Annotated in this window: 25 protein-coding genes and 2 tRNA genes; 19 read left to right on the top strand and 8 right to left on the bottom strand. The window is 66.1% G+C overall.

What is annotated here, in order from left to right; genetic code table 11:
• Positions 1-29: 29 nt before the first annotated feature.
• The gene (gene folE2 / locus F468_RS0109240) at positions 30-974 is read right to left on the bottom strand and encodes a GTP cyclohydrolase FolE2 (RefSeq protein ID WP_081601221.1); all 945 of its coding nucleotides are present in this window, start codon (positions 972-974) and stop codon (positions 30-32) included.
• Positions 975-1,089: 115 nt separating this feature from the next.
• Here folE2 and dksA point away from each other — a divergent pair, with 115 nt between their 5' ends.
• From dksA to F468_RS0109210, 7 genes are all read left to right on the top strand, one after another.
• On the top strand, positions 1,090-1,491 hold the full coding sequence (dksA, locus tag F468_RS0109235) for an RNA polymerase-binding protein DksA (RefSeq protein WP_018139451.1): 402 nt from the start codon (positions 1,090-1,092) through the stop codon (positions 1,489-1,491).
• Between the two features lie 63 nt (positions 1,492-1,554).
• Positions 1,555-2,805 (top strand): zinc metallochaperone GTPase ZigA, encoded by a 1,251-nt coding sequence (gene zigA / locus F468_RS0109230; RefSeq protein ID WP_018995028.1) that lies wholly within the window; start codon positions 1,555-1,557, stop codon positions 2,803-2,805.
• The gene (locus F468_RS0109225) at positions 2,802-3,449 is read left to right on the top strand and encodes a DUF1826 domain-containing protein (RefSeq protein WP_026296523.1); all 648 of its coding nucleotides are present in this window, start codon (positions 2,802-2,804) and stop codon (positions 3,447-3,449) included. The genes zigA and F468_RS0109225 overlap by 4 nt, the downstream gene beginning before the upstream one ends.
• A gap of 204 nt (positions 3,450-3,653) precedes the next feature.
• Positions 3,654-4,079 carry a hypothetical protein gene (locus tag F468_RS14515; protein ID WP_155987372.1) on the top strand — a complete coding sequence of 142 codons (426 nt, stop codon included), beginning with the start codon at positions 3,654-3,656 and terminating at the stop codon, positions 4,077-4,079.
• Positions 4,080-4,098: 19 nt separating this feature from the next.
• Positions 4,099-5,067: a YafY family protein gene (locus tag F468_RS0109220; RefSeq protein WP_018993270.1), complete on the top strand. Its 969-nt coding sequence runs from the start codon at positions 4,099-4,101 to the stop codon at positions 5,065-5,067.
• Positions 5,067-5,597 (top strand): MOSC domain-containing protein, encoded by a 531-nt coding sequence (locus tag F468_RS0109215; RefSeq protein WP_018993271.1) that lies wholly within the window; start codon positions 5,067-5,069, stop codon positions 5,595-5,597. The genes F468_RS0109220 and F468_RS0109215 overlap by 1 nt, the downstream gene beginning before the upstream one ends.
• A gap of 74 nt (positions 5,598-5,671) precedes the next feature.
• Entirely contained in the window at positions 5,672-6,085 is a 414-nt protein-coding gene (locus tag F468_RS0109210) for an HIRAN domain-containing protein (protein WP_018139456.1), read from the top strand.
• 24 nt (positions 6,086-6,109) lie between these two features.
• Here F468_RS0109210 and F468_RS0109205 read toward each other — a convergent pair whose 3' ends face one another.
• Positions 6,110-7,477, bottom strand: a complete 1,368-nt coding sequence (locus tag F468_RS0109205; RefSeq protein WP_018995025.1) for an NAD-dependent succinate-semialdehyde dehydrogenase — start codon at positions 7,475-7,477, stop codon at positions 6,110-6,112.
• A gap of 399 nt (positions 7,478-7,876) precedes the next feature.
• Here F468_RS0109205 and F468_RS0109200 point away from each other — a divergent pair, with 399 nt between their 5' ends.
• The 9 genes from F468_RS0109200 to F468_RS0109160 all read left to right on the top strand — a co-directional run bounded on the left by F468_RS0109200 (position 7,877) and on the right by F468_RS0109160 (position 16,511).
• Entirely contained in the window at positions 7,877-8,839 is a 963-nt protein-coding gene (locus F468_RS0109200) for a complex I NDUFA9 subunit family protein (RefSeq protein WP_018995024.1), read from the top strand.
• Between the two features lie 16 nt (positions 8,840-8,855).
• Positions 8,856-10,088 (top strand): multifunctional CCA addition/repair protein, encoded by a 1,233-nt coding sequence (locus tag F468_RS0109195; RefSeq protein ID WP_018995023.1) that lies wholly within the window; start codon positions 8,856-8,858, stop codon positions 10,086-10,088.
• Positions 10,089-10,221: 133 nt separating this feature from the next.
• Complete coding sequence (locus tag F468_RS0109190) at positions 10,222-10,878, top strand: protein-L-isoaspartate O-methyltransferase (RefSeq protein ID WP_018139460.1); 657 nt, start codon at positions 10,222-10,224, stop codon at positions 10,876-10,878.
• Between the two features lie 120 nt (positions 10,879-10,998).
• The gene (locus F468_RS0109185) at positions 10,999-12,351 is read left to right on the top strand and encodes a TolC family outer membrane protein (protein ID WP_018995022.1); all 1,353 of its coding nucleotides are present in this window, start codon (positions 10,999-11,001) and stop codon (positions 12,349-12,351) included.
• Positions 12,348-12,911, top strand: a complete 564-nt coding sequence (locus F468_RS0109180; RefSeq protein ID WP_018993274.1) for an isochorismatase family protein — start codon at positions 12,348-12,350, stop codon at positions 12,909-12,911. Before F468_RS0109185 ends, F468_RS0109180 begins: the two co-directional genes overlap by 4 nt.
• Positions 12,912-12,941: 30 nt before the next feature.
• Positions 12,942-13,082 (top strand): hypothetical protein, encoded by a 141-nt coding sequence (locus F468_RS14595; RefSeq protein ID WP_196799362.1) that lies wholly within the window; start codon positions 12,942-12,944, stop codon positions 13,080-13,082.
• A gap of 13 nt (positions 13,083-13,095) precedes the next feature.
• Entirely contained in the window at positions 13,096-13,947 is an 852-nt protein-coding gene (locus F468_RS0109170; RefSeq protein ID WP_018139464.1) for a hypothetical protein, read from the top strand.
• Complete coding sequence (locus F468_RS0109165) at positions 13,947-15,017, top strand: homoserine O-succinyltransferase (protein ID WP_018174970.1); 1,071 nt, start codon at positions 13,947-13,949, stop codon at positions 15,015-15,017. The genes F468_RS0109170 and F468_RS0109165 overlap by 1 nt, the downstream gene beginning before the upstream one ends.
• A gap of 153 nt (positions 15,018-15,170) precedes the next feature.
• Positions 15,171-16,511: an MFS transporter gene (locus F468_RS0109160; RefSeq protein WP_018139466.1), complete on the top strand. Its 1,341-nt coding sequence runs from the start codon at positions 15,171-15,173 to the stop codon at positions 16,509-16,511.
• Positions 16,512-16,517: 6 nt separating this feature from the next.
• On the opposite strand, the gene trmB is transcribed toward F468_RS0109160, so the two are convergent.
• From trmB to thiS, 3 genes are read right to left on the bottom strand one after another with little or no spacing between them, the layout of a single operon-like run.
• A complete protein-coding gene (gene trmB / locus F468_RS0109155) occupies positions 16,518-17,246 on the bottom strand; it encodes a tRNA (guanosine(46)-N7)-methyltransferase TrmB (protein WP_018995021.1) in 729 nt (242 codons plus the stop codon).
• 2 nt (positions 17,247-17,248) lie between these two features.
• Positions 17,249-18,055 (bottom strand): thiazole synthase, encoded by an 807-nt coding sequence (locus F468_RS0109150; protein ID WP_018995020.1) that lies wholly within the window; start codon positions 18,053-18,055, stop codon positions 17,249-17,251.
• Positions 18,056-18,098: 43 nt separating this feature from the next.
• Positions 18,099-18,305: a sulfur carrier protein ThiS gene (thiS, locus tag F468_RS0109145; protein WP_012983827.1), complete on the bottom strand. Its 207-nt coding sequence runs from the start codon at positions 18,303-18,305 to the stop codon at positions 18,099-18,101.
• A 65-nt stretch (positions 18,306-18,370) separates the two neighbouring features.
• Here thiS and F468_RS0109140 point away from each other — a divergent pair.
• The 3 genes from F468_RS0109140 to F468_RS0109130 all read left to right on the top strand — a co-directional run bounded on the left by F468_RS0109140 (position 18,371) and on the right by F468_RS0109130 (position 19,112).
• A tRNA-Gly gene (locus tag F468_RS0109140) sits at positions 18,371-18,444 on the top strand.
• Between the two features lie 85 nt (positions 18,445-18,529).
• On the top strand, positions 18,530-18,967 hold the full coding sequence (locus tag F468_RS0109135) for a Fur family transcriptional regulator (RefSeq protein WP_012983828.1): 438 nt from the start codon (positions 18,530-18,532) through the stop codon (positions 18,965-18,967).
• Between the two features lie 69 nt (positions 18,968-19,036).
• A tRNA-Thr gene (locus F468_RS0109130) sits at positions 19,037-19,112 on the top strand.
• A gap of 260 nt (positions 19,113-19,372) precedes the next feature.
• Here the strand turns inward: F468_RS0109130 and F468_RS0109125 are convergent.
• The 3 genes from F468_RS0109125 to mobH all read right to left on the bottom strand — a co-directional run bounded on the left by F468_RS0109125 (position 19,373) and on the right by mobH (position 22,715).
• Positions 19,373-20,311 (bottom strand): site-specific integrase, encoded by a 939-nt coding sequence (locus F468_RS0109125; RefSeq protein WP_018995019.1) that lies wholly within the window; start codon positions 20,309-20,311, stop codon positions 19,373-19,375.
• Between the two features lie 104 nt (positions 20,312-20,415).
• A complete protein-coding gene (locus tag F468_RS0109120; RefSeq protein WP_018995018.1) occupies positions 20,416-20,727 on the bottom strand; it encodes a carbon storage regulator in 312 nt (103 codons plus the stop codon).
• A gap of 155 nt (positions 20,728-20,882) precedes the next feature.
• Complete coding sequence (gene mobH, locus F468_RS0109115; protein ID WP_018995017.1) at positions 20,883-22,715, bottom strand: MobH family relaxase; 1,833 nt, start codon at positions 22,713-22,715, stop codon at positions 20,883-20,885.
• Positions 22,716-23,604 lie beyond the last annotated feature (889 nt).

Here is a 23,604-nt window from a genome sequence, read left to right as displayed (position 1 = left end):
GCATGCCGGTACGCAACGGGCCGACGGCTTCAGCGATGGTCGGTCACCCTTCGTTCAACACGGGCGACCGCGTCATGCGCATGCAGACTCTCGCGATGGCGAACGTGGATGCGATAGCCGCGGGCGGAGTACTCCGGGCGCAGGGTGCTGTCCAGGCGCCGTACGGCGTCTTCGCAGAACATCAGGTTACGGCCGTTGGCGAGCGCGAAGGCCTTCTCGTCGACACGCTTCACCGCCGTTTGCAGGGCTGTGCCCAGCGTCTGTTCCACACCATCGATCAGATCGGGCAGGGGCAGCGTCGATATCAGCGGATCCAGACCGACCGTAACGGTTGCCTCGCTGCGCTGGCTATGGGGCGTCGCGACAATCCCCTCGGCCCGGCCCAGCCATTCGCGCACGGTTGCCGCATCCACGGCCGAGCGTGTGAAGTCGCGGTCGAACTGCTCCTGGATCGCCTGCCGCGCCAGGGCGGCGGAGCAGGGACAGGTGGAGGAATAGCCCACCTGAACCTCCAGTTCCAGGGACACAGCCCCGGACTCGCTGCGTGCAGCGATCCGGAACGGGTAGCGCTTCCAGCCCGCGGCCGCACTGACCAGGGCCGGCCGTTCCAGCGGCAGCTCCCCGGCAAGACGGACCTCCGCCACGCTGGACAGGCCACCGTGCGAAGCCAGAAACGCCTCGAGCACATCACACAGCCGCGCAACGTCCAGCTCGCGGGACTCCAGCTGCCGCAGGGCCCTGTAGAGCCGTGACATATGGATACCGCGCGCGCCCGCGTCATCGAGGCTCACCCCCGCGCTGGCCCGGGCGACCACTGGCTGGCCGGTCAGATACAGCGGAAGGGTGATGTCTTCCATACCCACCCAGTCGAGTGCGGAGGCGTGCGTAGCAGCCGACGCGGCAATATCCGGTAGCGGATCGGTCGCGGAGGTTTCCGTATCCGGTGAGACCGGAGACACACAGGTAGAGGACATAAGACACCTTGTTGCAGGCGGGTCGACCCCATCACGGGACGGTGGCCGATCCGTGTTGTCGGGGCTCAATCGAGACGTTATGGTATAACATCCTTAGCGCAACCGACGGAACCCCATGACCCGCGACGAACTGCTGGCCATGCCTGCCGAGGCCTACATGAGCGAGCCCCAGCTCGCGTACTTCCGCGAGCGCCTGCTCGAAATGCGCGACGAGATCCTGGCCGACATCGAGGGTGCCCGAGATGGGCTGCTCGACAACGAGCGCACCCCGGACGAACTGGACCGCGCGGCAATGGAGGAGTCCCGGCTCCTCTCCATGCGTGTACAGGAACGCGAGGGACGCCTGCTGCGAAAGATCGACCAGGCCCTGGATCGTATTCAGACCGGCGAATACGGCTACTGCGAAGTGAGCGGTGAACCCATCGGCCTGCCACGCCTGCTGGCGCGTCCCACGGCGACCCTCTGCATCGAAGTCAAGGAACGCCAGGAAAAGACCGAGCACGTAATCGTTCGCTGAGGCCGCATCCCCATTCGACTCGGGCGCGCTCCAGCGGCCCGAGCATTTCCCCTGGAGGTAGCAATGAAACGTCTTCCCGTCACCGTCCTCTCCGGCTTTCTCGGCGCCGGCAAGACCACGCTGCTGAACAACATCCTGCACAACCAGTCGGGGCTGCGCGTCGCGGTCATCGTCAACGACATGAGCGAGGTCAACATCGACAGCGCCCTGGTGCGCGGCGGCCAGGATGCCGTCACCCGTACCGATGCCCGCATGGTCGAGATGACCAACGGCTGCATCTGCTGCACGCTGCGGGACGACCTGCTGGTGGAGGTGCGCCGCCTCGCCGAATCCGGGCAATACGACTACCTGGTCATCGAATCCACCGGCATTTCCGAGCCCATGCCCGTGGCCGCCACCTTCGCCTTCCGCGACGAGAACGGTCAGTCCCTGGATGATGTCGCCCGCCTCGACACCATGGTGACCGTCGTCGACGCCGGCGCCCTGCTGAAGGACTATGCCTCCACCGATTATCTAGGGGATCGGGGTGAATCACTGGGCGAGGAGGACGAGCGCACCGTCGTCGACCTTCTGGTGGATCAAATGGAGTTTGCAGATGTCATCATCATCAACAAGGTGGACCGCGCGACGCCCGATGAACTCGCGACCGTTCGCGGCGTGGTCCGCGGCCTGAACCGCGAAGCGCATGTGATCGAGGCCACCCATGGCAACGTTCCCCTCGAACTGCTTCTGGGCACCGGCCGCTTCGACTTCGACCGCGCATCGCAGGCCGCTGGCTGGGCGCAGGAGATGATGGGCGGACACACGCCGGACACCGAGGAATACGGGATCTCGAGCATCGTGTATCGGGTGAATCGCCCGTTCCACCCGGCCCGCTTCTTTGACCTGCTGCACCAGGAGTGGCCCGGCGTGATCCGCAGCAAGGGCTGGTTCTGGCTGGCCTCGCGCCCGGACTGGGCCGGCACACTGTCGCAGGCCGGCGGCGCGTTGACGCATCACGCCGCCGGCTTCTGGTGGGCCGCCGTACCGCCGGAGAAACGTCCCACTAACGAGGACTGGTGGGACACGGCCATAGCGCCAGTATGGGACGAACGTTTCGGCGATCGCCGCCAGGAGATCGTACTGATCGGTATAAAAATGGACGCAGACGCCATGCGCCAGCGTCTCGATGCCTGCCTGCTCACCGACGACGAAATGGCGGCGGGCCCGCAGCAATGGCAGTACTTCGAGGACCCGTTTCCGGTCTGGCGCCTTTCGGACGAGCCCGAGGGATCGCCGGAAGAATCCCGGACCCGAGAGGTTTCATCCGCATGAGTCCGGAGAATCAACCCGCGAATCGCCCAGGGCCTTCCAGCCGTCACCGCTTCGTCGACCAGGCCCGGGAGCTCCTGGGCATCCACCGTGAAGAGGTCAATTCCCTGATCTGGAGGCGATCTCTGGGCCCAGCCCTGTCAACTCAGTCGGAAGCCCTGGCCAGTACCGAGCCGGGTATGCTGCTGGATACCCGCTGCCGTCCCGACCAGGTACGGCTCCGGCTCCTGGAAGCCACCGGACAGCCCCCATTCCAGGTCCATCTGCTGGGCCGGGACATTGAACATCTCGCCCATGCATTCGCCATCGTTGCGAGCGCGGTCAGCGTCAGGATTCAGCTCGAAGTCCTCGATCACCAGCCCTGCCCTTTGTTCCATGTGGACAACAATGTCCTTCGGATGTTGTGCACCTACGTCGGGCCCAGCACCGAGTACGCGGACGAGCGACACCTGAACCGCGAACGACTGCAACAGAACGACAACGAGGGCGTGCTAGGCGGGCGCTCTCCGTTAATCACCGAAGCTGGACAGGCCATCCTGATGAAGGGCAAACGCTACTCGTCGGAAAATGGGCGCGGTGCGGTGCATCGATCGCCCCCTATTCCCCCCGGCCAACGCCGCCTCGCGCTCCGTCTGGACTATCCATGACGCTTGTCTCCGGTATCGCGCGGGGCCTGCCCCGCTGAAACAACCTCCTGGGCGCGAGGGGCAGAAGCCGCAGCATCTCTCCCTTGGCAACCCAAGAGGCGGATCTGAATTTTTCACAAAAACGCGGAAAGCCACTTGACCCGTGCGCTATCCTTCTTCAATCTTCAACTGCGAACGATTCTCATTTACTTTAGGAGGTCTCGGATGTTCACACTGGATGCCTGGCTGGAACGCACCCACCCTTCGCTGCGGATCATCGACAGCGCCTCACGCCGCGTCATCGCCGAGTGGCAGGGAGAGGATCTGCACCACCTGTTCGAGTCCGGCACAGTCGCACCAGATGACTGCTGCGGGCCACGCTCCCGGGAGTCCGAACATGAAACGATTCGGGAGCTCATGCTGGAAGCATGCCTGGAAGGGCTGACCGTCTGTCGGCGCAATTCGCAACGCGAAGCTTCATCGACGTCGCCGTGCCCCCTTGCACAACTAACGGCCTGCGAAGACACACATCGCTCCGAACGCCGTGCACGAAACCTCCAGGTCATCGGCTCGACCGGGAGCGCTCCGACCCACCATCAAGCCCACAGCATTGCGAAAAGACCGCATTTACGCTTAGCGTTCCGAACATGACCGTCTCCCTGCTGACCCGGTGAACCGCGCCGAACGCATCTTTCATCTGCACCGCCTGCTGCAGGCGCGGCGCCCGCCGTCACTGGCGGACCTGATGGAACGGCTCGAGGTCTCGCGCGCCACCATCAAGCGCGACCTCGAGTACATGCGCGACTTCATGCAGGCGCCGATTGAGTACGACCCGCAGGCCAACGGCTACCGATATGGGCAGGACGCCCCGGCCTTCGAACTGCCGGGGCTGTGGTTCAACGAATCCGAATTGCTGGCGCTTCTGACCATGGAGCAGCTGCTGGAAGACGTGCAGCCGGGTCTGCTGGCGCCCACGCTGGGCCCACTGAAGGGTCGCATCCGCGAGCTGCTCGCCAGCGGCGGACACCAGCCGGACGCCGTGCGTCGTCGCATCCGCATCCAGCCGCTGGCGCAGCGGGGCGGGCGAAGCGAGGGTTTTCAGGCCGTGGCCGCCGCCACGCTGGACGAACAGCCAATCGCAATCGAGTACCACGGTCGCGCCCGCGACACGGCGACCCGTCGCGTCGTGCACCCGCAACGCCTGCTCTACTACCGCGACAACTGGTATCTGATCGCCTGGTGCGAGCAGGCACAGGACCTGCGCACCTTTGCCCTGGAACGCATCCGTTCGTCAGCCCCGGCCGAGGGCACCTACCGCGATATTGACGAGTCCACGCTGGATGCCCACACCGGCGCGGCCTTCGGCATCTTCACCGGTCCCGCGCAGGAATGGGCGGTGCTGCGCTTCACCCCGGAACACGCGCGTTGGGTCGCGGACGAGACCTGGCACCCGGACCAGACCGGCCACTTCGAAGGCGAGCACTACCATCTGCGAGTCCCCTTCGGGGATCCCACCGAGCTGATCCAGGAGATCCTGCGCCACGGCGCCGGGGTCGAGGTCCTGGCCCCCGAAACCCTGCGCGCCCGCGTCGCCGCCACGCTGCACGAGGCCGCTGCGCAATACCCGGCTTCGTCCTGATGCTGCGCCGCTGGCTGGCCCACCGCAAATCCACCACCGCCTCCGGCCGACTGGAGGCGATCTGGATCGCCGACCAGGCCGGCGCACCCATGTGCGAGCGCGCCGCCGTGGATGTCACCGAAGCGGGCCTGACCGGAGATCGCTACGCCACCGGACATGGCCACTGGCACACGGTGGAAGCCTGCCCCGTCACCCTCATCTGCAGCGCCGAGATGGAGCGCGCCACGCGGCGGGCGCGCCGCCTGCGCCAGCCCGCAACCCCGGTGCCCGGCGACCACCGCCGCAACCTCGTGGTCAGCGGCCTCCGACGCAGCCCGCGCGCGGGGATCCTGCGCATCGGTGCCGTGCGTTTCGCCATCACCCGGCCGCGCCCGCCCTGCGGCTGGCTCAACCAGGTGGTCGGCTACAACCTCGCGGGGGCCCTGCGCCAGGACAGCGGTATCTGCCTGCGGCCCTTGGGGCCGGGCACCATTCGGCGTGGCGACACCGTGCACTGGGAAGCCGTCCAGGGGCATTCAAGAGGTGATTAACAGGGGTGGCTCATTCTGTGAGCCACCCCCAGTGCTACAACGGACCCCAAGATCCAGACCACAGGGAGTCCGAAATGCCGAACAAGACCCAGCAGGCCCGCCCGATCCCCACCCTGCGCGGCTACTACGCCAAGCGCGGGCGCTACAGCGCCACCGCCACCACCGAGGAACTGCTGCAGACCATCCCGCTGGCCGGCTTTCGCCACCACGATGCGCCGAAGCTGTGGAACGCCCTGAAGCGCGGCCAGGCCCTGACCCTGCGCCGGGAGCGGCTGAACCCCCACGACGACAAGGCCGTCGCCATCGACTGGGTCGACCACCAACTCGGCTACCTGCCACGGGACCGCAACGGCCTGGCCGCCGAGCTGCTGGACCGCGACGAGCCCCTGGTGGCCCGCATCCTGGAAAAGCGTGATCACGCCGACCGCCACAGCCGCCTGGAACTCGGCCTGTACCGCGCCCGCCCCCGGAGCGCTCCCGCGCACTAGAGGACGCTCCTGGCCAGGGTGGTGCTATCCCACCCAGATCGTCTTGGCGTTCTGGAACTCGCGGATGCCGAGTTCGGAGAGCTCGCGGCCGTAGCCCGAGTCCTTGACCCCACCGAAGGGCAGGCGCGGGTCGCTCTTGACGATGCCGTTGACGAAGGCGCAGCCGCATTCCAGGCGCCGGGCCAGGACCTCGCCACGTACCGGGTCGGCGGTCCAGACACTGCCGCCCAGACCGAAACGCGAACGATTGGCGAGCGTGATCGCGTGATCCGCGTTGCGTGCGCGGGTCACCGCGGCGACCGGGCCAAAGGTCTCCTCGTCGAAGGCGGGCATACCCGGTTCGACCGCGTCCAGCAGCGTGGGCGGGTAGAAGTAGCCCGCCCGCTCGAGCGGCTCGCCGCCGGTAACGAGCCGCGCGCCGGCGGCGACACTGCGCCGGACCTGGTCGTGCAACTCGTCACGCAGGTCGTCGCGCGCCAGCGGCCCGATATTCGTGTCATCGCTCATCGGGTCGCCGATTACCAGCGCCTCGATGGCCGTCCGAAATCGCTCCACAAAGGCGTCCGCGATCGATTCTTCAACGATGAATCGCTTGGCGGCGATGCAGGTCTCGCCGTTATTCTGGAAGCGCCCGCGCACCGCCTGCTCGACGGTATGGTCGAGGTCGGCGTCCGCCAGCACGATAAAGGCATCGGAGCCGCCCAGTTCCAGCACCGAGGTCTTGAGCGCCTTGCCCGCAGCCGCGCCCACCGCGCGCCCGGCCCTTTCCGATCCCGTCAGGCTCACGCCCTGCACGCGGGTATCGGCAATGATGCCCTCTACCGCGTCCGACCCGACCGGCAGGTTCTGGAACACGCCTTCGGGCAGACCGGCTTCAGTGAACACACGCTCCAGGTGCTCGGCGCAGCCTGGGACATTGGAGGCATGCTTGAGTAGCACGGTGTTGCCGGCAAGGGTCGCCGGGAGCGCCTGGCGAAAGGCCTGCCAGTAGGGGAAGTTCCAGGGCATGACCAACAGGACGGTGCCCAGTGGCTGCCAGGCGATGAACGAGCGGCTCGCGTCCGAGGCGATCATCGTGTCCTGGAGAAAGTCCGGACCGCGGTCGGCATAGTACTCGCAGCCATTCGCACACTTGTCGACCTCGGCACGCGCCTCGACCAGGCGCTTGCCCATCTCCTGAGTGGCAGTGCGCGCCAGCGCCTCGCGCTGATCCCGCAGCACGGCAGCCAGATCGCGCAGGCACTGGGCCCGTACCGAAGCCGGATGGGCCGCCCAGTCCTGCTGGGCGCTGGCCGCCCGCGCCAGCGCGGCCTCCAGGGCCTCGGGACCCATCCGCGGGTACCGGGCCAGTGTTTCGCCAGTGGCGGGATTGATGGCAGTCAGGTCGGTCATGTCGAGGCCTCGGAGTGAACAAGGGAAACACTGATCAATGTACACGCTCGCGTTCGAGTCCCTTTTGCGTGCGAACAAGGCGCGGTGACCGCCGTGCAGTCATTCTGCACAGGGGAACCGCAACGCAGTTCCCACGCCCGTTTTTGATAACAACGGGCGGCCGAGCCCCTTCGGGGTTGGCTCCCCAGGTTCTCCGATCCTGCGTTGCGGCCCGAATCCGTCAATAACGGGCCGGTAGAACCACTACCGGCTGCGCACCGCGCCTTGTCTCGGAAAACCTGGGGTACCAACGCGCGTGTGTACATTGATCAGTGTTTCCCTGACGGAACCCGGTTTGAAGATTGACAGTCACCCGAGTATAAGACCAGCCCCACTGGCTTTCGGAAGGACCTTGGGACCATGTCGATTGATTCGATTCGCTCTGTCTGCCTCCTCGGCGGCACCGGCTTTGTCGGCCACCAGATCATCCGCCGCCTGATCGATCGCGGTATCCGCGTGCGCGTGCTGTCGCGGCGCCCGCACCGCCACCGTGACCTGCTGGTGAACCCCGAGGTCGATCTGGTCGAGGGCAGCGCCCACGACCCGGCCACGCTGGAGCGCGTCTTTGCGGGGCAGGACGCGGTGATCAACCTGGTCGGCATCCTGAACGAGCGCGGCCGCAACGGCTCGGGCTTTCGCGCCGCGCATGTGGAACTGACGCAGAAGGCCCTGGCGGCCGCCGAAAGCTGCGGGGTGCGCCGCTTCCTGCAGATGAGCGCGCTGAAGGCCGACATGGAGAACCCGCCCAGCCACTACCTGCGCACCAAGGGCGAGGCTGAACAGCTGGTATTCGCCTGCGATGCGTTCCCGGTCACGGTGTTTCGTCCGTCGGTGATCTTCGGGCGCGACGACTCCTTCCTGAACCGCTTCGCCACCCTGCTGAAGATCTCGCCGTTCATGCCGCTGGCAAGGGCGGACGCGAAGTTCGCGCCCGTCTACGTGGGCGATGTCGCCGAGCATTTCGTGGATGCCCTGGAGAATCCGGAGACCTTCGGCGAGGGCTTTGAGCTGTGCGGTCCGCAGACCTACAGCCTGGAAGAGCTGGTGCGCTATGTCGGCCGCCTGATCGGCCACCGCCGCCCGGTCATCGCGCTCCCCGACTGGGCCGGAAAGCTGCAGGCCAGCGTGTTCGAGTTCGTGCCCGGCAAGCCGCTGTCGCGCGACAACTTCGCCTCGCTGACCATCGACAGCGTCTGCGAGGGTGAGTCGCGTCTGCCCTGCCCGACGCGCCTCGAGGCGATCGCCCCGGAGTACCTCGGTGGCGGCATCGAGGCACGCAAGCAGGCCCTGCGCACCCATACCCGCGAGGTCGACCGCGGCTAGCGGCCGCGCGGGCGTCATGCAGACCTATCTCGTCGGGGGCGCGGTGCGCGACCGGCTGCTGGGGCGCCCGGTGCATGAACGCGACTACGTGGTGGTGGGCTCCACGCCCGAGGCCATGGAGGCTGCCGGCTTCCGCCCGGTGGGGCGGGATTTCCCGGTCTTTCTGCACCCCGAGACGCACGAGGAATATGCGCTGGCGCGCACCGAGCGCAAGACCGCGCGCGGCTACCACGGCTTCCAGTTCAATGCCTCGCCCGAGGTCACGCTGGAGGCCGACCTCGAACGGCGTGACCTGACCATCAACGCGATGGCGGAGGACGCCGACGGCCATCTGATCGACTGCTACAACGGCCAGGCCGACCTCGAGGCGCGCCTGCTGCGTCACGTCTCGCCCGCCTTCGCCGAGGACCCGGTGCGACTGCTGCGCGTGGCCCGCTTTGCCGCACAACTGAAGCCATGGGGCTTTCGGGTCGCCGATGACACGCGGGAACTGATGCGCGAGCTGGTCACCTCCGGCGAGGTCGGTGCGCTGGTACCGGAACGCGTCTGGGCCGAGTGCGAAAAGGCCCTGAAGAGCCCGGCCCCGCGCCGCTTCATCGAGGTGCTGCGCGAGGCCGGGGCGCTGGCCCGCCTGTTCCCCGAGATCGAATGCCTGTTCGGCGTCCCGCAGCCGGCGCGCTACCACCCGGAGATCGATACCGGCGTGCATACCCTGATGGTGCTGGACCAGGCCACCCGCCTGTCCGAGTCCCCGGAGGTCCGCTTCGCTGCGCTGGTCCACGACCTCGGCAAGGGCAACACCGACCCCGAGATCCTGCCCAGCCACCACGGCCACGAGGAGCGCGGGGTCGTACTGATCCGCGCACTGGCCGAGCGCCTGCGCATCCCCAACCGCTACCGCGAACTGGCCGTGCGGGTCGCGCGCTATCACGGACTGGTGCACCGGGTCTTCGAGCTGCGCCCGAAGACGGTGATGAAACTCGTAGACGGGCTCGATGCCCTGCGCCGGCCGGACAACGTCGAGCCCTTCCTGCTCGCGGTGGAGGCAGATTTTCGCGGGCGCACCGGCTGGCAGGACAAGCCCTATCCCCAGGCCGATGCGGTGCGCCGCGCCGTGGCGGCCGCGCAGGGGGTCGACGTCCAGACCCTGATGGCCGAGGGGCACAAGGGCAAGGCCCTCGGCGAGGCCCTGGAGCGTGCGCGTATCCGGGCGATCGAGGATGCCCTTCACACCGCCCCGAACCCGTAGGAGGCCAGCCCTCTGGCCGATCGGCTGTCGGTCCGGGCCCATCGGCCAGAGGGCTGGCCTCCTACAGCAACTTGCCTGGACGAGCGTGCGAACGTACTCTTTCGCCGCTATTGACGTACTCGAGGACTCCGCGATGGATTTCGCCCTGGCCCGGATGAACATGGTTGAACAGCAGGTCCGTCCCTGGGACGTGCTGGACATGCGTGTACTGGACGTGATGGAAACGCTTCCACGCGAACGCTTCATGCCGGACGCCTACAAGGCCCTGGCGTACGCCGACTCCGAGATCCCGCTCGGCCATGGCGCGCACACCCTGCCACCGGTGGTGATCGGCCGCCTGCTGCAGGCCGCCGCCGCGCAGCCGACCGAGACGGTGCTGGAGATCGGTACCGGCTCCGGCTATGTCACCGCCTGCCTGGCACGCCTGGCCGCGCACGTCGACTCCATCGAGCGCATTGACGAACTGCGTCTGAATGCGCGCAATACGCTGGTCGACTTGGGGCTGGAGAACGCCAGCCTGCGCACCGCCACCGTGACCCCCGAGTGGGCTCCGCCGCGCGAGCGCTATGACGTGATCGTGCTGACCGGCGCGATGACCGAATACAACGACTTCCTCGAACGCTACCTGACCCTGGGTGGCCGGCTGTTCGTGATCACCGGTGACGGCCCGATCATGCAGGCCAACCTGATTACCCGCACCACCGAGGACAGCGTCCGCCACGACGTGCTGTTCGAGACGCGTGTGGAGCCGCTGGTCGGTTTCGAACCGAAACCCGCGTTCGAATTCTGACTTCCCACCCCCGGCCGTCCGCCCGCCGGGGTCTCCATCGCAGAAACACGGGTCCGCGTGCACATTGCCCGGTGTTTCCCTACGATGGAGCTTTCCCTGTCTATTCAGGAAGCCGCGCCCATGAACCGGTCCGTCAAACGTATTTTTTCCACGCTGGCGACTGCCGGCATCGCCCTGCTGGTGGCCAGTCCCGCCCCGGCCGCCAGCCTGCTTGAGGTCTACGAGCGCGCCGCGACGGAAGACGCCGAGCTGCGCGCGGCCAAGGCCGAGTACCGCAGCGTGCTCGAGAACCGCCCGATCGCGCGCTCCGCGTTCCTGCCGCAGATCACCGGTGACGCCGAGGCCGGCGCCTTCTACAACAACTATCGCAACCAGGACAGCTTCGACGGACGCCAGACCAGCTTTGGCGTATCGCTGATGCAGAGCCTCTACGACCGCCGCAATTTCATTGAACTGACCCAAGCCGATCTCGAGATTGCGCGCGCGGAGGCCGAACTGGACGCCGCCCGCCAGGACCTGATCCTGCGGGTATCCGAGGCCTACTTCGATGTACTGGTTGCACAAGAGACACTGGCCTTTCGCGAGGCGGAGCTCGAGGCCATCGGCCGCCAGCTGGAACAGACCGAGCGCCGCTTCGAGGTGGGCCTGATCGCCAGCACCGACGTGAAAGAGGCCCAGGCCCAGCGCGACATCGCCGAGGCCGAACGCATCGCCGCGGAGAACCAGCTGGACGTGGCGCGCGAACAACTCGCGGTAATCACCAATACGTACTGGGACGAACTCGACGTGCTGCGCGAGGATGCCGAACTAACCCCGCCAGAACCGGCCGATGCCCAGGCATGGGTCGATATCGCGCTGGAAAATAACCTGGAGCTGGCTGCCCAGCGTCTGACCACCGAGACCGCCCGCGAGCAGATCCAGCGTCAGCGCGCCGAGGGCCAGCCAAGGCTGAACCTGAACGCCTCGGTCAGCGAAAACCGTTTCCACGGTATCGATGACGGCGGCGCTGGCGCGCAGGGCGTGGGGCCCCTGTTCAACGAAGGCACCGAGGCCCAGGTGGGCGTGCGCCTGGAGGTGCCGTTCTATACCGGCGGGCGCGTGAGCGCGCTGACCCGCCAGGCCCGCGAGGACTTCCAGGCCGCACAGGAAGGCCAGTCGCTCGTTGAACGCCGCACCACCCAGGACACGCGCAATGCCTATCTGTCGGTGATCGCGAACAGCTCGCGCGTGCGCGCCCTGGAGCAGGCACTGATCTCCACCCAGGCCGCCTTCGAGTCGGCCGAAGCCGGGTTCGAGGTCGGCACGCGTACCCAGGTCGACGTGCTGCTGGCCCTGCGCGAGGTGTTCCGCGCCGAGCGTGACTACGCCGAGGCCCGCTACGGCTTCCTGACCGACTCGTTGCGCCTGCAGCGCGCCGCCGGCCGCCTGAGCGTCGCGGACCTGGAGTCGATCAACCAGCTGCTGGAGCGATGACCGTCGATCCACGCGCCCGCTGCGACCGTGCCCGTTCCCGCCTGGTCCTGATTGACCTGCAGGAGCGGCTGCTGGCCGCAATGCCGGACAGCGAACGCGATGCGGTGGAACGCCACACCGCACGGCTCGTCGAGGCCGCGCGCAAGCTGGACATCCCGATCGAGGTCTCGCGCCAGTATCCGAAGGGGCTGGGCGAGGTGACCGCGAGCCTGCAGCAGGCACTGGACGGACATGGCACGCTGACCGACAAGACGGCCTTCTCCTGCTGCGCGGAAGACGACCTCCACGCGCGCCTGACCGGCGGCGACCAGATCATCCTGACCGGCGCCGAGACACATATCTGCGTCACACAGACGGCCCTGGAACTGCTGGACGCAGGTGTTACCGTGTTCGTGGTCGAGGATGCGGTCTGCTCGCGCGACGCCACGCGCAAGCGCAACGGACTGGAGCGACTGCGCGCGGCGGGCGCGATCATCACGAACCACGAATCGGTACTGTTCGAGTGGCTGCGCGACGCGGCCGACCCGCAGTTCCGCGAGCTCAGTCAACTGATCCGCTAACGATAGACGGGGAGAAACGCAGGGATGCGCATGCTAGGAAACATTCTGCTGGGCGCGTGGCTGATCCTGTTCGGCCTGCGCGGCCTGCTGGGGCTGCAGTTTCAGTACGACCACTATGTGATCAGCGGTCTGGCCGTGATCGCGGGTATCCTGTTCATCCTGCGACGTTAAACGAAACCCGGACATGCGCCTTTCGCCCGAAGAATACCGCCAACTGGACCATCGCCGGATCACCCTGCTGGGGATGTCCGGTGTCGGCAAGACGCGCCTGTCCAACATGCTCCGACGCGAGGAGTGGTTCCACTACTCGGGTGACTACCGCATCGGCACGCGCTACCTGAGCGAACCGATCCTGGACAACATCAAGGCCCAGGCGATGGCCGTGCCGTTTCTGCGCGACCTGCTGCGCTCGGACTCGATCCAGATCATCAACAACATCACGGTGGACAACCTGCACCCGGTCGCGAGCTTCCTCGGCAAGCTCGGCAACCCGGAACAGGGCGGCCTGCCGCTGACCGAGTTCAAGCGCCGCCAGAACCTGCACCACGAGTCCGAGGTGCAGGCGATGCTCGACGTGCCGGACTTCATCCACAAGTCGCAGACGCTGTTCGGCTATCCGCATTTCGTCAACGACGCCGGCGGCTCGGTCTGCGAACTGGACAGCCCCGGCGTCCTGGAGACCCTCGCCGAGCACACGCTGATCCTCTACATCAAGGCGACTGACGAAGACGAGCGCCAGCTGATCGAGCGCGCGGAACGCGACCCGAAGCCGCTGTACTACCGCGAGGCCTTCCTCGACCAGCAGCTTGCCGAGTACATGCGCGACGAGGGGCTGGACTATGTCGCCCAGATCGACCCGGACGCCTTTGTGCGCTGGGTGTTCTCGCGCCTGTTCCGCGCGCGCCTGCCACGCTACGAGGCAATCGCGGAGGCACACGGCTACACCATCAGCACCACCGAGCTCGCGCAGGTCCGCAACGCCGCGGACTTTGACGACCTGGTGTGCATGGCCCTGGAGCGGGAGGCGCGACTGTAATGCCACTCGTTGCCCACTCGGACCTGCCCACCTTCGCCCGCCTGAAGAGCGAAGGCGAGACCGTACTGCCCAGCGACTTCGCCCAGCAGCAGGAGATCCGCGCGCTGCATATCGGGCTGCTGAACATGATGCCGGACGCCGCCCTGGCGGCCACCGAGCGCCAGTTCTTCCGCCTGATTGGCGAGAGCAACCAGATCGCGCAGTTCTACATCCATCCCTTTACCCTGCCGCAACTCAAGCGCGGGCCGAAGGGGCGCGATCACATCAAGCACTACTACGAGGACTTCGAGGATCTGAAGAAGGATGGCCTCGACGCGCTGATCATCACCGGGGCCAACGTGACCCAGCCCGATCTGGCGCTGGAGCCGTTCTGGGAGCCCCTGGCGGAGGTCGTCGACTGGGCCTGGGACAACGTGACCTCCACGCTGTGCTCCTGCCTTGCCACCCACGCCGTACTGCAGGCCCGCTACGGCGAGCATCGCGTGCACATGGGCGAGAAGCTGTGGGGCGTGTTCCCGCATCGCGTGGTGGACCGCGGCCACCCGCTGGTCACCGGCGTGAACACGCGTTTCGACGTGCCACACTCGCGCTACAACGACGTCTCGCGCGAGCAGTTCGAGCGCCACGGCCTGCGTGTACTGGTGGAGAGCGAGCAGTCCGGCATCCATCTGGGTGCATCACCGGATGGTTTCCGCATGGTCTTCTTCCAGGGGCATCCGGAGTACGACTCGATCAGCCTGCTCAAGGAGTACAAGCGCGAGGTCGTGCGCTACATCCAGGGCGAACGCGAGAGCTATCCGCCCCTGCCGGAGAACTACCTGCTGCCGCAGGCGGCGGCGATCCTCGACGAGCACCGCGAACACGTGCAGGTCGCGGTCGAGCACTGCACCGAGATCCCGGCACTGCCGGAGGCACTGCTGCTCGACCGCCTGGACAACACCTGGCACGACACCGCACTGGCGGTGATGAACAACTGGCTGGGCAACGTCTACCAGCTGACGAACCTCGACCGGCGCAAGCCGTTTCGCGACAGCGTCGACCCGAACGACCCGCTCGCCGGGCGGCGCTAATCCGGCCCTGCCCCTCATGGCGAGGAGGTGACGAGGCAGCCTCCTGACGATGGCAGGGCCGCGGGGCCGGTTGTTTCGAGAATCGATGGATTCGTCGCTTCGCTCCTCGCAATGACAGCGCGGGGGGGGATCTCCTCGTAACCAGGGATACCGATGGCCGAGACTGATTCGGAAAAGCTGCCGCGTCCGATCCTGCACCTGTACGAGACCATCGCCGGGGAAGAGGACGCGCGCGTCTGCAAGGACATCCCGGAGGATGCCTGCCGCGCGCAGCCGGTCAATTTCTTCGTCCACCTGGTCTCCAACACGCTGAGCAAGATTGGCGACGAGCTGGCCTCGGCGCGGCTGGTGCTGGCCTGGCTGCTGGGGGCGCTGGGCGCCCCGGCCGCGTTTGCCGGCTTCCTCGTCCCGATCCGCGAATCGGGCTCGCTGCTCCCGCAGCTGTTCGTCGCCGCCTCCATTCGCCGCCGCGCCATCCGCAAGGGGTTCTGGATCCTGGGCTCGGTCCTCTCCGGGCTGGCGGTCGCCGGGATGGCGATCGTCGCCCTGACCCTGGAGGGCGCGGCGGCGGGCTGGGCGATCCTCGGGCTGCTGACCGTGTTCGCGCTGGCGCGCGGGATCAATTCGGTGGCCGCGAAGGACGTGCTCGGCAAGACGATTGCCAAGCAGCGCCGCGGCACCGTGATGGGCTATGCCGCCTCGCTGGCCGGCTTCTTCACGCTGGGGCTGGGGGTCTATCTGACCCTGGCGAACCTCGAGGATGCCGGTATTGGCATATTCGTCGCCCTGTTGGCCGCCTCCGCCGGCGCCTGGTGGGTGGCGGCCGCGACCTTTACGCGCCTGCACGAGGCCCCGGGCTCCACCGAGGGCGGCGGCAACGCGATCACCCAGGCGCTGTCCTCGGTACGCCTGCTGTGGACCGACCGCGCGTTCGGGCACTTCGTGTTCACCCGCGCGCTGCTGATGAGCACGGCCCTGGCGCTGCCGTTCTATGTGCTGCTGGCGGAGGATGCGACCTCGGGGGATCTGGGCACGCTTGGGCTGCTGATCCTGGCCAGCGGGCTGGCCTCGGCGGTCAGCGCCCCGGTCTGGGGACGCCTGTCCGATCGTTCCTCCCGCTGGGTACTGATTCTCTCGGGCCTGCTGGCCGCAGGGCTCGGCATCCTGGTCGCCCTGGGTGTCTGGTTCGCGCCGGTGGATACCGACTCGGCGCTGGTGCCGGGCGGGGTCGTCTACGCGCTGCTGTTCTTCCTGCTGGGGGTCAGCCATGCCGGCGTGCGGCTGGGGCGCAAGACCTATCTGGTGGACATGGCCACCGAGAAGACCCGCGCCGCGTTCACCGCCGTCAGCAATACCGTGATCGGCGCGCTGCTGCTCGTGGGCGGGCTGTTCGGGCTGCTGGCCCAGCTCGCGGGCACCGAGGTCGCGATTTTCGTGCTCGCCCTGATGAGCCTGGCCGGCGCGGTCAGCGCCTGGTGGATGGGCGAGGCCTGAGGCCCGTCAGGCCTCGGCGTCGGTGCGCCTGTAGAGGAGATCGGCCACCGCGTGGCCGCGCCGCTCGCCGCGCCGCTCGAACTTGGTCACCGGGCGTTCCGGCGGCCGCCCCGGGGCCGGCACCGGGCCATCCGGTTCAAACCACGGCGCGCACTCTTCCAGTACCGCCATCATGTGCTCGGCGTATTCGGCCCAGTCGGTCGCCAGGTGCAGCCGCCCGCCCGGGCGCATACGCGAGGCCAGCAGGCGCACGAACGGTGGCTGGATCAGGCGGCGCTTGTGGTGGCGCTTCTTGTGCCAGGGGTCGGGGAAATACACCTGAACCCCGTCCAGGGCCGCCGGCGCGATGTAGTGCTCCAGCAGTTCCACGGCGTCGTGGTCGGAGACGCGCACGTTGGTCAGACCGCGCTGCTCCACCTCGCGCAGCAGGTGACCCACGCCCGGGCGATGGACCTCGGTGCCGATGTAATCGCGCCCCGGGTTCTGCGCCGCCTGCTCGGCCAGGCTCTCGCCGTCGCCAAAGCCGATCTCCAGCGTGACCGGCGCCTCGCGGCCGAAGACGGCCGCCAGGTCGAGCGGTGCCGCGGGCTCCGGCAGCGCGAGCCCGAAGCGCGGCAACAGCTCGTCCAGCGCACGCTGCTGGCCCGGCGTCAGCCGCCCCTCGCGGCGCACGAAACTGCGGATACGCCGGTAAAAGGGCTTGTCGTCGGAGGCAGAATCAGCAGACTCACTCATGCTCAGCTGAAGAACAGGCCGGTCTGCGGCGAGGAGGCCGAGGCGTAGCGGCGCGGCGCCATGCGCCCGGCACGGTAGGCCTGACGCCCGGCGATGATCGCGTGACGCATGGCCGAGGCCATCATCACCGGGTCCTCGGCAGCCGCGATGGCGGTATTCATGAGCACCCCGTCGCAGCCCAGCTCCATCGCGATTGCGGCATCCGAGGCCGTGCCGACGCCGGCATCGACCAGCACCGGAACGTTGGCGTTTTCGACGATCTCGCGGATGTTGTAGCGGTTCTGGATACCCAGCCCGGAGCCGATCGGGGCGGCCAGCGGCATGATCGCCAGACAGCCGATCTCTTCCAGGCGCTTCGCCAGCAGCGGATCGTCGGTGGTGTAGACCATCACGTCGAAGCCCTCGGCGACCAGGGTCTCGGCGGCCTTCACGGTCTCGAAGACATCCGGGTACAAGGTCTTCTCGTCGCCCAGGACCTCCAGCTTCACCAGGTTGTGCCCGTCCAGCAGCTCGCGCGCCAGGCGGCAGCTACGGATCGCGTCATCGGCGGTAAAGCAGCCGGCCGTGTTCGGCAGCAGCGTGTAGCGCTCCGGCGAGATCACGTCCAGCAGGTTGGGCTCGTCCGGGTTCTGGCCGATGTTGGTGCGGCGGATCGCGACCGTGACGATCTCCGCCCCGCTGGCCTCAATGGCATCACGGGTCTGATCGAGATCGCGGTACTTGCCTGTGCCCACCAGCAGACGGGAGGTGAACTCGCGTGAACCCACGCGGAAGAGGTCGTCGGCAGACGCGGCGGCCGATTCGGTCATGGTGATTCCTTCGTTGAAAGTAGTTACGGACGGCGACTCGGACTCAACCGCCCCCAATCGCCTGCACGATCTCCACGCGATCGCCGGGATGCAACGGGTGCGCGGCGTGCTCGCTGCGCGGTACCAGCTCCTCGTTGACCTCCACTGCCAGGCGGCGACCGCCCAGGCCACGCGCCTCGATCAGCGCAGCCAGGGTGGCCTCGCCATCTTCGGGGAGTTCGAAGGGTTCGCCGTTCAGCTGAATCTGCATAGTTCTTCGACTGGTCAATTTGCCGTTGAGCCGGAGGCCAACAAGACCTACAATCGCCGACTCAAGCGGGTGTAGTTCAATGGTAGAACGGGAGCTTCCCAAGCTCTTAATGTGGGTTCGATTCCCATCACCCGCTCCATTCTATCAGAGGCTTGCGCCTCCGGACCCCCCATCGGACTGACGTGATCTGGACGCGATCCAGCAGCTGTTATATTGTCCGGAATATGTCTGCTACATCTGACAATCCGAATCTGCTGGACGTCGACGACGCCCGCGCGTTGCTGCGCGAACACACGATCTCTCCGACGGAGCAGCGCGTGGAGATCGCACGCGTAATGTTCGCGCGTCATCAGCACCTGAGCGCCGAACAAATCCTCGGCCGCCTGGTGCAGCATTCGTCGCGCGTCTCCAAGGCCACGGTCTACAACACGCTCAAGCTGTTCGCAGAGAAGGGCCTGGTGCGCGAGGTCGTGATCGACCCGACCAAGCTTTTCTACGACTCCAACCTGAATCCGCACCACCACCTGTTCCACACCGACACCGGCGAGCTGGAAGACGTCGATCCCGCACGGGTCGATATCTCGCACCTGCCCCCGCTGCCGGAAGGCAAAGAGCTGCTGGGTGTGGACGTGATTATTCGGGTCAGCGAGCGCACGGCCTGATCCGGAACCCGCGCCGCCGGTCGCGCGGGATTGTTGTCGAGCCCCACCCCCGCTATTATGGCGCGCTTCGCCGACGTAGCTCAGTTGGTAGAGCAATCGATTCGTAATCGATAGGTCGCAGGTTCGACTCCTGCCGTCGGCACCAAACTTGCTGTCATCGTCGGATTAAGGGGACGATGGCAAACCAGAGCCAGGGACAGGTCCGCCCTATTCGGACCATCGGAAGGGCGGTGTTGATGGCACCGCCCTTCTTTTTTGCGTCCCCCGCTCAATGTCGAGGCGTGCCGTCAGGTGGCACGTGCTGACTGGCTGCAGGCGGCACAAGGCCGCCTAGCCCGTTACTATCCCATACCTGAACCCATAGTCAAGGCAGGGTTTGCTTGTTTGCCGCAACCCGAACTAGGGCTACGACCGCCCTGGCTGCGGCAGGTGGTCAACCAGCTGCCGCAGCTGCCCCATGTCGGGCTCTACGTACTGCATGGTAGTCGATAGGTTGGTGTGTCCCAGCAAGTGTTGTAGCGCACGAAGCGGCGGATTTTCCCGCCGCCCCACCTCGGTCCCCAGCGTATGCCGGAGACGGTGCGGTGATATGGGCTGCCCCAGTACCTCGCCTAGCTTCCGGAAAAAGCCGCTGACCTGTTCTACTCGGATGCCGTCTCCCTGGTAGCGCGTTTCGCCTCGATGCAGGCCCAGGTTGAATACTGGAGCTTTCTCAAGGCCCCGGGGGCTGCGTAGCGCGATGGTGCGCCCATGGAGTTCCCGTAAAGGGTCCATCAAGGGCGCGGGGATCGGAATATCCCACTCTCGGTGGGTTTTGGATCCCGCTGCTGACAGCCGCAGCTCGCCTTCATTCCAGCACACATCGCCCCAGGTCAGTGCCACCAGTTGCCGCCGTCGCATACCGGTGTAGTAGAAGGTGAGCAGCACCACGTGCCAGAACCAGCGGGGCTCAAGGCATCGGTTCTCGGGATCGTCCAGCGCGGTGATCGCCTGATCCAGCAAGTCTCGGGAAACGGTCTTGATCCGGCGATCTTCAGGAGCCGCATCCACCCGTTCCAGCGGGTCATGGCTGATCCATTCCGCTTCCATGGCGAAGCGCCACATCGCACGAAAATGGCGCCGGTAGTAGTTCCAGGTCGTCGCTCGGGCGCGCTGCAGGACCTGGCTTCGCCATTCCAGCAGAGTTTCCCGCTGGATCGTCTCCAGCGTTCTGGGGCCCAAATCATTCTGAAATTGGCGAGCGACCTGTTGATAGCGGATTGCGGTCTCAGGCCGCAGGATCCGCTCGCGCAGATAAGTCTGCACCAGGTCGTCTAGGGTGCGGTGGGTTTCCATCGCGGGCATGCCCTCCCCTGTAACGGGTACAAGTCACGCCCCTGGCATCACTGAAATTAGCACACGGGCTCCCTGCCAGGCGCGCGTCCTCACGGATTCAGCAGTGAAACCGCCTACTCCGTTTGCGATGGAGCCGAAATTTCCTGGGAGGATTGACGTCGTTCCCGCAACGTCTCGCGCACGATCTCTACGCTCTCGGGGGCCTCGATGCCAAGGCGCGCCTTGCGATGGTCGACGTACTCCATACGGACAGGGCCGTCCGGGTGGTGAAGCGTGATTCGGCTACCTGCGGTGTCCCAATCGACATTGAGACCGGGCGCGCACGCCGACAGTCGAAGGGGTGTTTCCTGGATCTGCACCGCAACCACGAGGGCGCTATCCCCCACGTACAGTGCTTCCCCGTCCTTGAGGGTCAAAACCAACATTCCTTTTCCTCCTCCTTGCTTCCTTGCCTGTTTGCCAGCTCCCTCTGCATTTCTTCCGAATATTCGATTTTTATGATGCCGGAAGAAACCATGGAGAATATTCCGTTATTGCTCCCGTGTCACATGCCCGTAACTATCCGGGCAAGACGGCTGGCTTACGCTTCGGCGGCGGGTGTCAGGTGGTCGTTGGGTGAGGGTGTCCAGTCCGGACCGAAGACAACGGAGACGTCGCGGATCAGGAGACCGTTGATCCGGCTGGTCTGGCGTTCACCCCTCACCACATAGCGATGGATGTTGGTGCCCTCTGAGGACTTCTCGTGCAGCTGCAACCGCTGAAAACGCTTCTGGGCCGCGTTCCACGCGTGGCCCGTCGCACTCGCAAAGTCGCGGAAGATCCCGGGGCTAACGAGTAGCACGCCCTCGGGGACGACGTGGATCCGGGCCTCTCGCGTGTTCACCAGGAGCGATCCGTCCGCGACACCTCGTCGGATCCATTCGAGACAGGCTTCGCCCGGGTCTTCAGGCAAGGGAGTGTCCGCACCCGTATCGCAGGAGGGCATCGGTTGCGGTGGGGGCTCGGCCACCGTTTCGTCCGTGGTTTTGTCCAGGGCGCCGTCGAGACCCGGCGGTAGTGGCAGATCGTCAACGTCGGCGGATTGGGGCGGGCCGGAGGGCGAGTGTTCTTCCACCACTTCGCCAGACTGACCCGGCTGGATCGCGACGCTCCTCGCCGTGGATGGGCCTGCTGCGGGGGTGGCCACTTCTTCCGGTGCAGGGCGGCTGACCGCTCCGTCGCCAGACTCCGTTGTCTCCCCGGTCGATTCCTCGCCAAGCGGAGTCACGGAACCCTCGAACTCCGTCGGCATCGTCTCGGGGTCGGACCATATACGGGCCACCGGCAGGCGGATCAGGGTCAGCTCGTGCGACCAGCCGTCACCGGCAACCCGTGCCCTCCAGATGGCCCGATCCCCATTGGCGACCAACAGTCCGTACTCCTGCAGCGTGTCGAAGATCCGGTCGTTGCTCGACGGAATACCGGAATGCCCCTCCTCACGGAGCTGTGCCCGCAGCGCGTCGGCCGCACGCTTCGACACGAGCCACAGATCCGACTCCATGCGCCAGCCTGCCGCCCCGTTGCGATTCAGCGGCAGATCCTCGCTGCTCAGCAGGTGCCGAAGCGATGTCATCAATTTCTCGTGAAGCGGCTTCGTGGGCGTCGGAAGTCGGTCCGGTGATTCGCCGCCCAGGTTCCGCGCCACGGACTCCCGGTCGGCCTGCAGGATGATCTGTCCCAGCGCTCCCGCATCTTCCATCTGGCCGTGGATCGCATGGATCCATGCCTGCAGCAGCTCCTGGTGTTGCCCGATCCACGATAGACCTTCCGGTGGTAGGACCCAATGGGCGACGAGGCTCGAAACCGGTTCGTGGAGCTTGTGGACGCGGCCATGGCGATACCGCACGGAATACCAGCGCGCACCTGGTCGATCCGGCATTGGCCCACGCCATGACTCCCAACGCCCCAAGCGGTGCCCCGAGGCGTCGTACAGCACGATCTCCTGGTCAACCACAGGCTTGCCCACGTCGTGGAGCAAAGCGGCTGTGAACACGCCGTAGGACCATGCGTCCGCCTCATGTGACAAGCGCTCGGGCTCCGCGCCGGGCGGCAGGACGTACCCCCTGCGGATCTGCAGCGCCTTGAGGACAACCTCAAGGCCGTGGTCCAGCATGCCGCCGCGACCCGAATGGTGGTGAACCTCCGACGCTGGCACTTCCTGGACGAATGTCGCGTACTGGCGCAGGCTCGCGGCGACGTACTGCTCGGCGCACTCCGACGGGAGCGCGAGCAGGCCGGTGATCTGGCGCAGTAGTGCCTGACGGTGGGGTGGCTGCAGCAGATCGTCGGGCGTGAGGACGGGAAGCAGGCCGTCAATCGGCGGCTTGGGCTTCGGGCCATCTGGAGGGGTCGATCGACGAAACAGGCGCAGCATGGTTCAGCCAGAAATGGGGACCGTGTGATGATGCCGGCTTCGCGGTGTTTGTATGGGGGAAATCCCTGTCAGCATGGCGCCTGTTTTTCAGGCAAGGGTCGGATACCCTGACGCCCACACAAGGCGGGGCAAAGGAATGAGTGGGCGCGCCTCGCTACAGGGAACATGACCCGAAACAAGCGAGTTGGGCTATCAGGCAGTAGCTGGGTCCCGGTTCGGGGACCCGCAGTGCACGTGATCGACGCGGTGTAGCGAGACCAGTGGGTTGGCTGCGCGGTCTCTACATGGCGGGGTTACTCTAAGAAAGTCGTCCGCACTTCTTCGACTCGAAGAAGCCTGACGAACCCTTGCCTTGAATGGGCTCCGTCCGCCGTCAGGTGGCCAGCACCCCGGCTGCACTCCCTGCTTGTCCCCCCCCCATGTCTCGCCGTTTTGTCATCGACTTGGGCCACGAGGCTTGCTTCACTCGATGCGTTAGTGCATTGTCAGTGCCATGTACCCACCGGGGTTGGCAATGCACCAAACCAATTTCACTTGCCGCGTTGATGCCGACCTGAAGGAAGCATTTCTTCGGGCGGCCAAGGCCTCGGATCGTCCAGCCTCTGTTTTGATCCGAGATTTCATGCGGGATTACGTGCAACGGACCATGGCTGTCCAGCAAGCGACGCTCCCGTTCGACGATTGGCCGGTTAGCTCGAAACATGACGGTGATCGCGGTCTCTGAGGGGGGCGCCACGCCATTCAAGCTTAAGGCGGCGTGCGCGCCGTTTGCAGCGCCCGACCATCGACCGGTCGCAGGGCCACCGTGAAGTTTGTCGCGTCTTCTGGAGGCAGATCACTCGGCACGAAGTGACGAACCAAAGCTAAGTTAGTGGCGGAGTTCCCGGTT

Source organism: Thioalkalivibrio sp. ALJ2 (assembly GCF_000378325.1).
Lineage (GTDB): Bacteria > Pseudomonadota > Gammaproteobacteria > Ectothiorhodospirales > Ectothiorhodospiraceae > Thioalkalivibrio.
This window is presented reverse-complemented; position numbering and strand designations above follow the sequence as displayed.